Source organism: Ignavibacteria bacterium, from assembly GCA_025612375.1.
In the GTDB taxonomy this organism is placed as follows: domain Bacteria; phylum Bacteroidota; class Ignavibacteria; order Ignavibacteriales; family SURF-24; genus JAAXKN01.
Genome location: JAAXKN010000001.1, coordinates 376,122 through 392,027, shown reverse-complemented (window position 1 = coordinate 392,027; position 15,906 = coordinate 376,122). Strand labels below are relative to the sequence as shown.

The following is a 15,906-nucleotide window of genomic DNA, read 5'->3' as shown; positions in this document are numbered from 1 at the left end:
CTGGCTTTAAATTCATCATCTGTTCTGAAATATGTTCCTAAAATAAAAAAAGGGAAAACAAGTGGAAAACCATAAACCACATGTCCTGATTGTGGATGATGAAAGGGGACTCAGGCTCGGCACAAAGCGTCTTTTGGAAAGCGAAGGCTTTTATGCCGAGGCTGCGGAAAACGGAACCGAAGGGATCCGCCTGGCCAAGATGAACGAGTTTGATCTGGCTATCATTGACCTCAGGATGCCTGATATTGACGGCATCCAGGTGCTCAAGGAGATCCGTAAGGCAAATCCGAATACTGTATGCTTTATTGCAACTGCATATGCAAGTTATGACACTGCAATTGAGTCCACAAAGCTGGGTGCTTACAGCTACATTCCCAAACCGTTTACTCCGGACGAACTCCTTCTCCAGCTCAGGAAAGGCTATGAGAAGCGCCTCTTAATACTGGAGGCCGAAAGGCTGAGAAAAGAGAGGGAGGAGAGGCTCCTGGAGATAGCCTATGAGAAGACAAGATTAAAAACCATAATTGATTCAATTACCGAGGGAGCGCTGGTAGTAAACAAGACCGGTGAACTGGTACTCTATAATTCCAGTGCCCTGAAGTACCTGGATCTTCATGAAATATTTATCGGGGATGTAATCCTCGAAATCCTTCCTGATGAAATTACACAGATCATCAAAAAATTCATTGATTCCGAAACCTACATCCCGAATTCATATTCTACACAGATTGAGCTCAAACCTAACAAAGAGCTGGTTATTGAGGCCACCTGCTCACCTGTTCCGCATGCGGACGGATCGCTGGCAGGCGTTGTTACAGTAATAAGAAATATAACGGAATCCGTTAAGGTTGAAGCCATAAAGTCACAGTTCGTTTCCATGGTGGCGCATGAGCTGAAAACGCCCATTGCAGCCGTAATTGGTTTTCTTAAGATAATTCTGGACAACGAAGTTAACGTTTCACCAGAGCAGCAGAAGGACTTCCTTGAAAGATCCTACACAAGGCTGCAGAACCTGGTTGTAATGGTAAACGACCTGCTGGATATTTCCAGAATGGAACTCAAGAAAACACAGCGCGAAATTAAAGAGCTTGAAATCAGTCAGACTGTCAGATCCATTATCGAATTCCTCGAACTTGAACTCCACAAGAAAAAAATTACCGTCAACTTTCACATCGATTCTCCGGGAACCAAACTCAAGGCTGACCAGAATGAAATTAACAGGCTCTTTACAAACATACTAAGCAATGCTGTAAAATATAATAAAGACAACGGTTCAATTGACATAAGCATCAGCAGCTCGGGCAATTATATTATTACCAGGATTTCTGATACCGGTATAGGCATGACAAAAGAAGAAAAGTCCAGACTCTTCCAGGAATTCTACAGGGTGAAAAACGATAAAACCCGTGGTATCAGCGGCACCGGGCTGGGGCTGTCAATTGTAAAACGCATAGTTGACTCATATGCAGGGAAGATTGAGGTTGAAAGTAAATCCGGTGAGGGCACAACCTTTTCGGTCTACTTGCCGCTCAGCATCAACAAGCAGAGCGGAATTGCGTCTTAGCCCGAAAGGTTTCAGCCGGTATTTTTTTCCTGAAGCTTTACTCCTGTAATATTATTTCCCGAAGCATAATTGTCTGAAAACTGATTGTCTGAAGAAGATTCTTTATTTCCGGATAATTGACCGTAATTATAAATCTCACTCGTCCTAAATAATAACTTCTAATAACTTTAATTGGAGAATGCCTATGGCACTGATCGCAATCATTGATGATGATCCGGATATTCTTGATGCCAGTACGCTGGTTCTGGAATCGAAAGGATATGAGGTAATTACAGCTACAAATCCCAACGACGGCTATGGAATTGTACTGAAGCACAACCCGGACCTTATCATCCTGGACGTAATGATGGATGAGCCTGATGACGGGTTCTTCCTTGCACAGAAGTTCAGAAGGGAAAACATCCACACTCCCATAATCATGTATTCATCGGTTTCCAAGACTATAGGAATGGATTATGGCGTAGGTGAAATGGTTCCTGTGGATGACTTTGTAGAAAAGCCGATCACTCCGGATGAACTAATTAAAAAAGTAGAAAAACTTTTGGTCAACCAGGTTAAGGAGTAAAAAAATGCTGGTACTGGAAAAAAACTCGTTGACAGAAGAAGTTGAAAGCCTTGTGGATCAATACGGGACCGAACGTTCAGCCCTCCTCCCGATACTCCAGGCAGTGCAAAGAAAACACAAGTATATAAGTGACTTTGTTCAGCAGGAAATTGCCCGGCTTTTGGATATTCATCCTGTTGAAGTATACAGCGTAGTTTCTTTCTATTCATTTCTTCATTCAGAACCTCAGGGCAGAAACATTGTACGTCTGTGTCAGACAATTGCCTGCGACATGTCGGGCAAAGAGGCGGTTGCCAGGGCTGTTGAAAGGGAACTGGGAATTACTTTCGGCCAAACTACAAGGGATAAGAGGATAACTTTAGAATATGCTAACTGTCTTGGAATGTGTGATCAGGGCCCCGCAATGATCGTAAACGACAAGGTTTATACTCACCTGACACCCGAAAAAGCCATTAATATTCTAAATGAAATCAAATAGGAGCCAATATGAAACTGAACGGAAATAAACCCGCCGCAGAGCGCGAAGGGGCTGTTTTGTTTTCCAGCTATACGCGCGGTTACGGCATCAGAAAAGCTCTGGAGATTGGCCGGGAGAACGTACTCCTTGAACTCAGGGAATCCAAACTAAAAGGACGCGGAGGCGCCGGGTTCCCGACAGCTACAAAATGGATGCTCGTGGCAGCATCAAAATCGGAAGAAAAATTTATCGTCTGTAATGCCGATGAGGGTGAACCGGGGACCTTCAAAGACAGGGTGCTACTTCTTGAATACCCCGAACTTGTCTTTGACGGCATTGTTGTTGCAGGCTTTACGCTTGGAGCAAAGCAGGGAATAATTTACCTCAGGGGCGAGTATGAATATATGCTTAAAGCGCTCGAGGACTATCTTGAACAGATGAGGCTGGATAACCTCCTTGGTGATAATATACTTGGAAACCCGGATTTCAGCTTTGACATCACAATCCGCCTTGGCTCAGGCGCTTACGTCTGCGGCGAGGAAACAGCCTTAATTGAATCCCTCGAAGGAAACCGCGGCGAAGCCAGAAACAGACCGCCCTACCCGGTTAATACCGGTTACATGGGAAGGCCTACTGTGGTAAACAATGTTGAGACACTGGCCAGTGTGCCGCACATTGTGGTAAAAGGGGGAGAGTGGTTTAAAAAGTTCGGGACCGATAAATCCACCGGGTCAAAGCTTTTTTCTGTCTCGGGCGACTGCGAACGCCCAGGAGTCTATGAACTCCTGTGGGGGACAAAAATAAAAGACCTCCTGGAAATTGTTGGCGCAAAGAATACAAAAGCCGTACAGGTCGGCGGCGCCTCGGGCATATGCGTGCCCAAAAGCCAGTTCGACAGGAGCCTGGCCTATGAGGACGCGGCAACCGGCGGTTCAATAATGATCTTTAACGAGAGCCGCAACATGCTGAAGGTACTAAGGAACTTCATGGAATTCTTTGTCGAAGAATCCTGCGGGCAGTGTACTCCGTGCAGGATTGGAAACGTGAAGCTGCTTGAGGGTATCGAAAAGCTGGAAAAGGGAACTTACACCTTCAGCCAGCTGAATAAACTTAAAGAACTCGGCAAAACCATGCAGGTAGCCTCTAAGTGCGGTCTGGGACAGTCGAGCCCGAACGCATTCTTATCCATTCTTGAAAACTTTAAAGAGGAAATATTCAATAAAAATGGTTACGGAGGTCGTAATGGAAAGTAAAGATACAAGCAGGGTACCCGTCAGCCAGAAGCCTCATATTGTTGAAAAACCCAAGGATATCAATACCATAGGCGGCACGGTCTCAATTGAGATAAATGAGAAGAAGGTTTCCGTTCCCCTTGGAACAACTATACTTGAGGCCTGCAGGCAGAACCAGATCCACATTCCTACACTGTGCCATCACGATGACCTTTGCGTTGCCGGCGTCTGCCGGGTGTGTGTTGTTGAGGTAGAGGGCATTCGTACTTTGCAGGCTTCCTGCACGTTCCCGATAACTGCTCCGATTAAAATCCACACTTCCACTCCAATGGTAAGAAAGGCAAGGCGCAATATAATTGACCTGCTCTTAAGCGAGCATTACGGCGAATGCTATTCATGCTTCAGAAACCAGAACTGCGAGCTCCAAAAGCTTGCCAAGGAGTACGGTGTGGATCAGTACAACTTCGGACATCTGGACAAACCCAGATATGAAGTTGACCGTTCTTCAGCCTCGGTAATAAGGGACATGAATAAGTGCGTGCTCTGCAAAAGATGCGTAAGAACCTGTATCGACCTCCAGGAAGTAGGTGTTCTTGAAGCAATTGACAGGGGGCACGAAACACACATAGGCACATTCTTCGATAAGCCTCTTGCCGATGTAATCTGCATAAACTGCGGGCAGTGCATCAACCGCTGTCCTACGGCAGCCCTGCGTGCAAATGACCCTTCGGATGAGCTTTGGGCGGCAATTGATGACCCGAAAAAGCACGTGGTAATTCAGACGGCTCCTTCGCCAAGGGCAGGAATAGGAGAGGAATTCGGCCTGGAACCCGGGCATTCACTGACCGGGGAGCTTAATTCGGCTCTGCGCAGAATAGGTTTCGACAGAGTTTTCGATACAAACTTTACAGCCGACCTCACAATAATGGAAGAGGGCACGGAGCTCTTAAACCGCCTTAAAAAAGCAATCGTTCTTGGCGATGAGTCGGTCAGGCTGCCTCAGTTTACTTCATGCTCACCGGGCTGGGTAAAGTTTATAGAACACTTCTATCCAGAATACCTGGATTACCTTTCAACCGCAAAGTCACCCCAGCAGATGTTCGGAGCCGTCATAAAAACTTTCTACGCACAGGAAACGGGCATAGACCCCAAGGACATAGTTTCGGTTGCACTGATGCCCTGCTCGGCAAAGAAGTTTGAATGCAACCGCCCGGAAATGAGAGCCTCAGGCTTCAAGGACGTCGACTACGGCCTTACGACGCGTGAACTTGCACAGATGATCAAGGAAGCAGGCATTTACCTGCCTGAAATGCCGAAGAGCCATTTCGATGAACCTTTTGGAGATGCCTCGGGAGCAGGACTCATCTTTGGAGCAACGGGCGGCGTTATGGAAGCTGCCTTAAGAACTGTCTATGAACTCGTAACCGGAAGGGAAGTTCCCTTTAAGAACCTGAATATAACCCCATGCCGCGGCTTTGAAGGTATAAAGCAGGCTTCGGTTAAACTTGAAGATCTAAAGGCTGAATACAGCTTCCTGGAAGGCGTGGAACTGAAGTTTGTTGTTGCCCACGGCACTGCAAATGCAAAGAAAGTCATGGAAATGCTGAAGAAGGGTGAACTTAGCGACGTTCATTTTGTAGAGATCATGGCATGCCCCGGCGGATGTCTTGGCGGAGGAGGGCAGCCAATACCGACTTCAGAAGAGATCAGGAAAAAACGTGCAGAGGCAATCTACGCCGAGGATGAAGGGCTCACGCTCAGAAAGTCGCATGAGAACCCTTACGTGAAATATATTTATGAGAACTTCCTGACAGAAGGTCCCTGCAGCGAGCTTTCACATCACCTGCTTCATACTCACTACGTAAAACGCGGTAAATCAATCGCGTGACGTGAAGTAAACTGCTAGAGCCTCAATTGCAAATGAAGGCCGGACATATGTCCGGCTTTATTTTTATTTGCAGGAATTTGAAATCCAAACCGCAGCACCTTTCACGCAGTCCCGGGTGGTAATTTCCGGCATTAATTCTTATCTGTCAAAATCAGCAAAACCGGACTGCGTATCCTATAGTATTATATTCTTTAAATAAACCTGCAAAATTTTTCATCCGGGAGAAGAATTTTAAAATAAATAAAAAAATTTGTTGTGCGAAAGTTGGAATTGCCGTATGTTGCCAAAAAATTTTCCTTATTAAGGCTTAAAACGGATAATGGAACAGCAGTTAGAGGAAGAGCGGGTAAAATTACTCTACCAGATTAAATGCGGCGACGAAGAGGCATTTGAAGAATTCTTTTGCCTTTACCAGCATTCCGTATTCCGTTTCCTTTATCACTATACCAGTGAAAGACAGGCAGCCGAGGACCTGACGCAGGATACCTTCATCAAATTCTGGCAGGTAAGGGAAAAGCTGGATACTTCGTTTTCACCTACTGCACTGCTTTTCAGGATTGCCCGCAATCTTGGAATTAACCATGCAACACGCAAACCGCCCCTGCAGCCCATTTATAACCAGGAAGAACTTTTAGTGACAATCTGCCGCGACCCGGAAAAGGAATACGACCAGGCATTCCTCATGGATGATTTCCAGAAGGCAATCAATACACTGCCCGAGCGCTGCCGTGCTATTTTTATCTTAAGCCGCTATGAGGACCTTGGATATTCAGAAATAGCCGAAAGCCTTCAGATTTCACTTCAGACCGTAAAGAACCAGATGAATAAGGCCATTTCCATACTGAAAAAAAGGCTTAGCGCCCACCTGGATTAGCCGGATTATTTCATCCCGAAAAAGCTTTCCTGCATAGTACTTTTTCCTTCTCAGGGTGTAATATAAGTACAAAATAGAAAGATAATATAAATGAAGTTTTTCCCAAAAACAGTTGATTCGCAGTTTCTGGTAAGGGTCATCAAAAATGAGGTCAGCCTGGAAGAAAGAGAATTCTTCGAAAGCTGGCTGCAGGAATCAGAGGACCATAAGGAGGAATTTGGAAATTTCATTCTCCTTTGGGACAATATCGGCAACGTAAAGCTTCCTGTACCCCCGCCGGCTGAAGAGCAGTTCATGAAAATAAAAAGCAGAATTGCCTCTTTAGAATCTGTAGAAAACAGGAAATCTGAATACCCGTTGATAGTCCCTTCACAGGGCGAAAAAAGCATCAAAAATGCTGAAAAAGAAATAAAAATTGAAGAAAAAATTGCTGAGGAAGAAAAGTGCGGCGCCTGGAAAGAGAGCTGGAGCAGCATATTGTACTCTTCGCTCAGGATTGCAGCTTCAATAGCCGTGGTCTTTTGTGTTTACTACCTTTTTGCAAGGGTAAACAGCCAGGGCGTCAAAGAGCCTGTAAAGCAGGCGGTTTTATCTCCCCGGCTGATTGAAAAGGTCAACCTGAAAGGAGAAAGAAGTACGGTTCTTCTGCCTGACGGCAGCATCGTCTATCTGAATTCCAACAGCAGGCTGGTTTATCCCAAAACATTTTCAGGCCCCAAAAGGGAAGTGGAGCTTCTGGGAGAGGCCTATTTCGATGTGGCCCATAACAGGCTGCAGCCTTTTATTGTAAAGACCGGTGAGACTTATACAGAAGTGGTGGGAACGGAATTCGACCTGAAATACCGCAGGAATAAGCTGAACCTTGTTGTTACACAGGGGAAAGTAAAAGCCTACAAGAACCTCGACGAGCCTGTAAGCGTCCCGAAAGGGGAAATGGTGGCTTACAGTCCGGCAAGCGGCTTCAGCACCCCGGTTAAAGTGGATATACGCAGATATACCGCCTGGCGCAATAACAAGCTTTCATTTGTTCATGCCCCGCTTACAGAGGTCATGAATGAAATTGAAAACTTTTATAACGTGCAAGTCGTATACAAAAATAAGTTCATAAAAAATAAAACTCTTACGGGAATTTTTGAATCAGATTCGCTGGATAATATTCTTTCAATGATTTCGCTTACTATGGATATGGATGTTAAAAGGGAAGGAAAGCTGATAGTTGTTCGTTAAACATTAATTGAGAAGTGAAAAGCAATTTGGGGACACTTTATGAAGATTATGAAGATCTTCTTTTATTATGTCATTTTTCTGGTCCTGATCCTGTTTCAGGATGCGGCATTAGCGCAAAGGTTTGAAGACTCTGAGGATACCGAAGGCCTCAGGGTGGGATCTCTGAACCTGGACGACCAGTCTTCGTTAAATGATCAGGCCATACCTCAGGAAATGAGCATGCCCGGTTCCTGCCTTACGGTGCCGGTTTCTGTTTCTCTTAAAAACAGGGAACTATGCGATTGCCTGCAGACTATTGCCAAAAAGGCAGGCGTAAAGCTGGTTTATAATGACGCCCTGCTGGATAAAGAGCGCATGGACGTGGATGTGGTGGATGAGCCCCTGAAGGATGTCCTTAATATGGTCCTCTCGGGGCGCAATATAGATTTTAAGGAATTTGGCAAAGGCCAGGTAGTGCTCATGAGGAAGAAAACCGCAGCGCTGAAAAGCGGCGCGGTTAAAGGTGTTGTAAGGGATGAAAAAGGCGAGGGCCTGCTCGGGGCCAACGTGGTCCTCCTTGAAAACGGTGCCGGATGCTCAACTGATTTCAACGGGAACTATATCATAAAAGGCGTAAAGCCGGGCCAGTATACAATCAAGGCTTCCTTTGTCAGCTACGAATCCTCCGTAAAGAATGTTACAATCGGTGATGGAAAAACCGTTGAGGTGGATTTTACACTCAAACCCTCGGCTTTCCAGATCGGCGGCATTGAAGTGGTTGGAAAAACCGAGCTGCTGCCAACGGATGTTTCAACAAAGACCACAATCAGCAGCGGCGAGATTGAGCACTATCAGGCATCCAGTATTAAGGATGTGCTCGACCTGGTGCCCGGCGTGCAGAAAACTGAAAACCCGGGAATCGGAAAAACCGGCCAGGTGGCTGTCCGCGGCGACGACACGGACCAGCTCTCGGCGCTTGGAACTCTGGTTGTTATAGATGGATCTCCTGTTTCAAATAATGCAAACATGCAGTTCGACATGATGCACAATGAAAGTACAGGAACTCCCAACGTGGGCGGGGGAGTTGACTTAAGAACAATACCTGCAGATAACATCGAATCAATTGAAATTATTACAGGCCTGCCTTCAGTAAGGTATGGAGATGTTACCGAAGGCGTCATTAATATTAAGACAAAGAGCGGATACCAGCCCAACCGCCTGAAGCTGAAAAATAACCCTGACACCCGTGAAGCCAACCTGGGAGGCGGCTTTAACCTGGGTGAGGGCGGCTTAAGCTACAATTTAAACGTTGCAAGAAGTGAAAGGGATCTGAGGCTCAAGGGTGACGAATATACGCGTATAACCGCACAGAGCATTTACACAACCTCATTGTTTGACAACCAGTTTACCCTTAACCACAAGATAAACGGCCAGATGATCTTCGACGAAGAGCAGCCGAAGGGTGACGTTTATCAGACAAAGAATTACAACCGCGGATTCTCGCTCGGATATTCGAGCTGGGGCAAATACACATTCGATAACGGTACTTCATCTCTTGAATACAATGCCAATATTGATTTCAAGAAAGTAAATACCATGAGGTCAAAGCTTGTTTCCGCCCTTCTGATTCTGGCAAGCGGAGATACAATTTCTTCATACATCGGCAAACAGGAGACCCGCGGCAACGAATGGAATATCGGGGGAAGACTTGAATACAATAAGGTGCTCTTTACGGGTGACGTTGTACACAACCTCCTTTTGGGAACTGAAATCCAGTACGACGCCAATACAGGCGAAGGTGTAAAGCTTGATTCCGTGCTGAACTACTACGGGCCCGAATCGGGTGAAAGGTCCTACAGCTTTAGTGACATACCGGGAGAGTTTCTTACAAGCCTCTATGCACAGGATAAAATGACCTGGCACTTCATCTTCGATTACAACCTGGTCCTTGGCATGAGGTATGAAATGTACCGCCCGTTCCAGTTCAATGCTAAAGGACTCTGGGGAGACGGGGACCTGGTAAAAAGCCACCAGGGGTCCTTCCTGAATCCCAGAGCGAACTTCATGGTGTATTTTTCAAAGTACAATCAGCTGAGGCTGAGCGCGGGTACAACCTCCAAGTCCCCTGCAATGAGTACTATTTACAAGCGGCCTTCATACTATGCATGGAGAAATCCCGTGGACGGAAAGAATTACGCTTACAGATTCGACTTGCGCGCTCCTGAGCTGAAAGGCTACAGAGAGGTCCAGTTTGAAGCCGCCTACGACCACAAGTTTTTCAATTTCCTTGGAACCACTGTTTCAGCTTACTACAAGGAAAGAAGAAATGAAAGCGAAAGCCAGTCGGTCCCTTTCATTAAAGTGCTTGATGACAACGGGGTAAAAAAAGCATACTATATTACCTCATATGACCAGCCGCAGAATATGGGCTGGACAATTTCAAAGGGAGTGGAGTTTGCACTGAGGACGAACAAGATTAAACCTCTTAACATGAACTTTGAAGTTACAGGCTCCTATAACCGCAGTAATACAGGAAGGAGCATAATTAAGTACGACTTTACTCCCGACATAACCAAGGGACAAATCCCTAACTATATGCCTTCAGGCCTGGGAACAGATTCTATGATGGCATTTACATTCTCACCGGGTGACAGCTGGCGAGACAGGCTGCAGATTAACTATTACATGAAATACACACTTCCGCCTCTTGGTCTTTGGGTCACGCTGAGAGCCGAGGAGACGGTATTTGAGAATTCACAGTCCTTCGATTGGGAGTATGAAGATTATAACCTGCTCTCTGAAACCGACAAGTGGACCTATGACTTTCAGCGTTCAATGAAGCACAAGACTCCAAAGTGGCTCTTTAACCTGAGCATAAGCAAGTCTCTTTCCAGGGATGCGGAAATATCGTTTTATGTGAATAATTTCCTGGATGATCCGGCAATCTTCAGAACGCGTACTTCGCTGACTACCGTATCGGAATCCCCAAGGAATCCCGATCTGTTCTATGGAATAGAATTCAGCTGTATTTTGGATGACCTGTTTAACGGAGGCCGCAAATGAAAAATATTTTAAGAATTAGAACAATGATGAAAAGAATTTTACTGCCTATAGCCTTTCTCCTGATTGCGCTGATGCAGGGATGTGCTGAAAAGGCTCCGCTGATGGCTGACGGGGAATCAAAAATGATTCTGAAAGCCTTCTATAATAGTTCAACCGACTCTGTGCCGCACTATATTCCTATGGCCAATGCAAAGGTGATTCTGCAGTGCGAATACGGTGTACTGGTAAAAAGTACAGATGCCAACGGCATCATGGAATTAAACGACCTTCCCTGCGCGGTTTACAACGTGTCGGTAAGAATGCAGCACCCGTCGGACAAATCAATAACTCTGGTGGGAACAAAGCTTTCAGTTGCCACATCAATGGAAAAAGTTGCTGTTGATACCATCATTGCCAAATCTGTTTCCAATTCCGGTATAGCCATAAATGAGGTCTATGCCGTGGGCCCTGTAAGCAACCTTTACTTTTATGACCAGTTTATTGAACTTTATAACTCGAGCGACAGCGTCAAATACCTGGACGGAATGATGGTAATGCGCTTTGCAAGCAACAGCATCAGCGAGGGCCACAAGGGCCCCGGTGCCGATGAAGGCAATGACGGGGACATTGACGGTCCGACATTTATGTTCAAATTCCCTGGCAAATACGGCGAAAAGAATTATCCTTTCCCTCCCGGAAAGTTTCTTGTCATTGCACAAAACGCCATGAACCATAAGAAAAATTACAGCACGAGTGTGGACCTGTCGCATGCCGACTGGGAGTTCTACAGCCAGTATTCTGCTACGGATATTGACAACCCTAACGTTCCTAATCTTATTAACATGCGCCCGGATAGGCCAACTGACTTTATGATTGGGCTTACGGGTGACATCGTGGTAATAGCCAATGGTAAAGACGAGAACTGGCAGGACGGTGTGGATATTTCAACAGTCCTGGACGGTATGGAATATCAAAGGACAACTAATTCCGACAAAACACTGGACTACAGAATTGACAGGGGATCCATTCTCTGCCCCCCGATGTACAGCGGCAGATCCATGCAGAGGAGGGAGCCGGGGGTGGATACAAACGACGCGTCGCTGGACTGGGAAATTATACCCTACCCGACACCGGGATACCAGAAATAATTACGAAATAAAAGATTGCTGCTCTCCTAAGATAAAGGCATGAGTAGGCTTTTTATTAAGTCCTCTTGCAAATATTGAATATAAAGTTCTACTCTGCCTTTTATCTGGGCCGGAATTAATAAATATGATCCTTGCATCATATAAGAAAAACTGAAAGTTAAGAAAAGCGAAAAGTGCAGGAGCGTAAAAATAGATGAAGAAAAGTTTACTTCTAATAGCTGTTACATTCAGCGTGCTTGTCTCTGTTTCAAAAGCACAGAATGTCAGAATGAATTCATTAGGCGGAATTAAGTACGGGCTAATAGACCAGGATAACTCGCTGAACCTTTATGACTTCGGAAAGAATCCTGCCTGGCTTATAAATGACGAGAAAGAAGTATGGCTGAAGATTACTCCTTCATATGACAGGCAGTGGGGTGATTATAAAAGGACGTATGATTCTAAAGAATCCAATGAAGGCGGAATGTCATTTACGGGCTTAAAACCTCTTGGCAAAAATGGCACATTCCTCGGCACAGCTTCCTACAGCTACGAGGAAAGACGCGACATCTACAGGTCAATAAAGCGCAATCCTTATGATGGTTCGGCTTTTTTACCGACCGATTCCACGACCGGGAATTTCAGGTACGACGGGCCTTCTGTAGGTTTTGCCTATAGCTTTGAACTCATGCCCGGGCTGCTATTGGGTGCTGAGGCAAATTACCAGGTGCTCGACGGATTAAAAAATATATACTCCCTTGCAAAGACCATTTACAGGAATGTCGGCGGAAAAGTGGGACTGGCATATTCAGTTTCGGATAACCTTGTTCTAGGCGCTGACTACAGGATCTTCGACAGCCAGGAATCGCTCGAAATGAGAAACGTGATAGCTCAGACTGAGGTTGAAATTTTTAACTTCAGGGGCGAGACTTATTCAACTTCAATAAGAAAATCATCCGTTGAGGAGAAGATCCGCGACCAGGGAAATGGTTTCGGCACACAAATCTATTTCAGGCCTGCTGAGGACCTGGAAACTGCATTGAAGGGGGATTATACCGTTTCAGGAACAAGGGCAATTATGCCTCGCGGACAGAGTATCAAGGAGTTTGAAGAAGGCTACTCCAGCTTTGAAAACTACAGCCTCCAGTTTGAGGCCAGATACCACGTCTCGCCTGGTCTTACTCTGGGAGCCGACTTAATGCATTCCAAGGACGACTCGTGGTCCAAAAATTCGGAGCTTAATCTTCTGCTCTGGAAGTGGAACCTTAAAAGAACTGCCGCAGGCTTCGGCGCCACGTATAACGTTCAGCCTCTGGACCTTCTGTTGGGCTTTGACTATGAAGTTGAACTCATAAAGGCCGACTCCTCAAAATATATTGATACAAAGTTCCTTAACGTTTCAAGTACAAACAGCGTAGTCCGCCTGGGTGCTGAGAAAAAAGTTTATGGCGACATATACTTAAGAGCTGGATACAATTACGGTAAAGACCAGGTTGACCTCATAACCGGGGGAAAGGACGTTGTTCTTAATTCTGCCTCTTTGGGCCTGGGCTTCAAGGCCTTTGGAGCAGCAAATGTGGATTTCATAATGCAGTATGGCAACATGTCCCCTTCGGGCTACACGGACCTTACAAGGGACCGCTTAAGTGCAGCTGCAACAATCAGATTAAACAGTTTTTAACAATTTGGATCCGGTAAATAAATGAAGAATTTTATCCGTTCGGTATTACTGTGCACAATTCTTTTTGCCGTGCCTTTTACAACACTGTTCTCAGGGGACTGGAGAAAAATAACGCCCTCCCCGATGGAGAGCCTGCAGGGAATTTATTTCTTAAATCAGTCAACCGGCTTTGCCTCGGGCGCCAACGGCACCGTTTATAAAACGACCGATGGCGGAAAGGAGTGGAAAGAAATTTACAGGGACCAGAGGGCAGGAGACCTGAAGGAAATATTTTTTGTAAACAGCAATACAGGCTTTATTGCAGGGACGGGTGCCAGGCTCCTTAAGACAACCGACGGGGGGGCGAGCTTTAATCCCGTGGCCATCAGCAATACGACTAATGAAATAAAGTCGGTTTATTTCCAGGATGAAATGACGGGCTGGATACTCATAAGTGAATACGGCATACTGAGGACAACGGATGGCGGCCTGACGTGGAATACTGTTCTTCCACTTACCGGAATAAAGATGAATAAGTTTTCCTTCTGGAATAACACTCACGCCGTTGCCACAGGAGCTGCTGCAACGGATATTTATTACACGGCAGACGGAATAACCTGGGCTAAGTCTTCTCCCGCCCCGTTCGGAGGCTTCAGCTATACGAAATATGACGTAAAGGACGTATATGCGGTGGATGAAAAGAATATATACGCCGCGGGTTGGGGAAGCATCATAGGCATGCAGCCGAGCATACTTATTAAATCTACTGATGCAGGCGCGACATGGCAGTTTTCGGTTCAGGACGCGTCAAACAGGACTTATGAAAATATGAACGGCCTCTACTTTAAGGATGCAAATAACGGAATTGCTGCCGGGGGAGGTACAAGAGGAAGCGTCATAATCAGAACCAGCGACGGCGGCAAAACCTGGATCCCCGTGGAAATTCCATGCGGCACTACTCTGAATGCGGTTTCAGGAGTTGGGGATAACGTTTGGGTATGCGGAAGCGGCGGCCTTATATTGTACTCGCCGGACTTCGGGACGACCTGGCAGCATCAGATGAAAATTCCCGGTGCCTCACTAAGTGCAATTCAGTTTACTTCTGATAAAACGGCTTATGCCGCCGGAAGTGACGGCGCTTTCTTTAAGTCCACCGACGGCGGTAACTCGTGGAATGCAAAATACTTGAGGATAAATCATATTTCCCCTGACATACAGGACATCTTTTTTTTGAATGACAACGTCGGCTATGCATCCTTTAGTTACAGGATGATTGCAAAGACCACTGACGGCGGAAATACGTGGAAAGCCGTTGTTTCTGACACTGCGGACGCCACCACGATTTCTTACGGCATCTATTTCTTTAACGAACTCCAGGGATACGTTGTAGGGAAAGCCGGGACCAAAGTAGATGCAATCTATAAAACTACCGACGGGGGCCAGAGCTGGGATATAAAAACAAATATTCTGCTTGCCAACTTAAAGGACGTTGCCTTCGGGGATGAGAACAGGGGAGCCATTGTTGCCGAGGGGCTTAAAGGCCTTTATACCGCTGACGGCGGAAAGACGTGGACTGCCTCAAAGTTTAACGGAGTACCCTCAGGGAAAACACCTCACGTTCTTAAAATAAGTTTCCTGAATCCGACTGATGCCGTTGCTGTGGGCAATCAGTGCATGTTCAAGTCTTCTGACGGCGGCGCAAACTGGAATTATGTTGCGGCAGACGGCCTGACTGAAAACCTTACAGGGCTCACATTCCAGGATCAGTTAAAAGGCTGGGCCGTTGGATCTTACATAAGCACCCCGAAGAAATTAGGAATTTATCAGACAAACGATGGTGGACAGAGCTGGACGTGGGTTACAGATACTACAGTTTTTACTTCAAGTGAATCTGTAACCGGTGTCACACTGGATAAAGGGGGAAAGCTGTGGATCTGCGGCTCCAGAGGGGCAGTGTTCACAAACAATGCGACAGTGGACGTTAAAAGTTCAATGGATATTTCTCCCTCAAAATACAGCCTGATGCAGAATTATCCGAATCCATTCAACCCTTCAACTGTAATTGAGTACAGGATACCGGAATTAAGCTCTGTCAGGCTTGATGTATATGATATGCTTGGAAGGCTTATAGGCCGCCTTGTAAATGAAACCCAGAATGCCGGTACATATAAGATGACTTTTAATGCCGCGGGACTTTCAAGCGGAATTTATTTCTACTCTCTGAACGTAAACGGAAACATCCTAACCCGGAAAATGTCCGTTATAAAATAATTTATAGGCAGGAAATTACT

Annotated in this window: 11 protein-coding genes; all 11 read left to right on the top strand. The window is 45.9% G+C overall.

What is annotated here, in order from left to right:
• The first annotated feature begins 61 nt into the window (after positions 1-61).
• Entirely contained in the window at positions 62-1,564 is a 1,503-nt protein-coding gene (locus HF312_01595; protein ID MCU7518877.1) for a response regulator, read from the top strand.
• 184 nt (positions 1,565-1,748) lie between these two features.
• Positions 1,749-2,129, top strand: coding sequence for a response regulator (locus HF312_01590; GenBank protein ID MCU7518876.1), 381 nt, complete (start codon positions 1,749-1,751; stop codon positions 2,127-2,129).
• Positions 2,130-2,133: 4 nt separating this feature from the next.
• Positions 2,134-2,607 carry an NADH-quinone oxidoreductase subunit NuoE gene (nuoE, locus tag HF312_01585; GenBank protein ID MCU7518875.1) on the top strand — a complete coding sequence of 158 codons (474 nt, stop codon included), beginning with the start codon at positions 2,134-2,136 and terminating at the stop codon, positions 2,605-2,607.
• Between the two features lie 8 nt (positions 2,608-2,615).
• Positions 2,616-3,839 carry an iron hydrogenase gene (locus HF312_01580; protein ID MCU7518874.1) on the top strand — a complete coding sequence of 408 codons (1,224 nt, stop codon included), beginning with the start codon at positions 2,616-2,618 and terminating at the stop codon, positions 3,837-3,839.
• Positions 3,829-5,706: a 2Fe-2S iron-sulfur cluster binding domain-containing protein gene (locus HF312_01575; protein MCU7518873.1), complete on the top strand. Its 1,878-nt coding sequence runs from the start codon at positions 3,829-3,831 to the stop codon at positions 5,704-5,706. Before HF312_01580 ends, HF312_01575 begins: the two co-directional genes overlap by 11 nt.
• Before the next feature lie 319 nt (positions 5,707-6,025).
• On the top strand, positions 6,026-6,580 hold the full coding sequence (locus HF312_01570) for an RNA polymerase sigma-70 factor (protein ID MCU7518872.1): 555 nt from the start codon (positions 6,026-6,028) through the stop codon (positions 6,578-6,580).
• Between the two features lie 90 nt (positions 6,581-6,670).
• Positions 6,671-7,807: a DUF4974 domain-containing protein gene (locus tag HF312_01565; protein MCU7518871.1), complete on the top strand. Its 1,137-nt coding sequence runs from the start codon at positions 6,671-6,673 to the stop codon at positions 7,805-7,807.
• A gap of 39 nt (positions 7,808-7,846) precedes the next feature.
• A complete protein-coding gene (locus tag HF312_01560; protein MCU7518870.1) occupies positions 7,847-10,849 on the top strand; it encodes a TonB-dependent receptor in 3,003 nt (1,000 codons plus the stop codon).
• A complete protein-coding gene (locus tag HF312_01555) occupies positions 10,846-11,976 on the top strand; it encodes a DUF4876 domain-containing protein (protein ID MCU7518869.1) in 1,131 nt (376 codons plus the stop codon). The genes HF312_01560 and HF312_01555 overlap by 4 nt, the downstream gene beginning before the upstream one ends.
• Before the next feature lie 193 nt (positions 11,977-12,169).
• Entirely contained in the window at positions 12,170-13,636 is a 1,467-nt protein-coding gene (locus tag HF312_01550) for a hypothetical protein (GenBank protein ID MCU7518868.1), read from the top strand.
• A gap of 21 nt (positions 13,637-13,657) precedes the next feature.
• The gene (locus HF312_01545; protein MCU7518867.1) at positions 13,658-15,886 is read left to right on the top strand and encodes a T9SS type A sorting domain-containing protein; all 2,229 of its coding nucleotides are present in this window, start codon (positions 13,658-13,660) and stop codon (positions 15,884-15,886) included.
• The last annotated feature ends 20 nt before the right edge of the window (positions 15,887-15,906 follow it).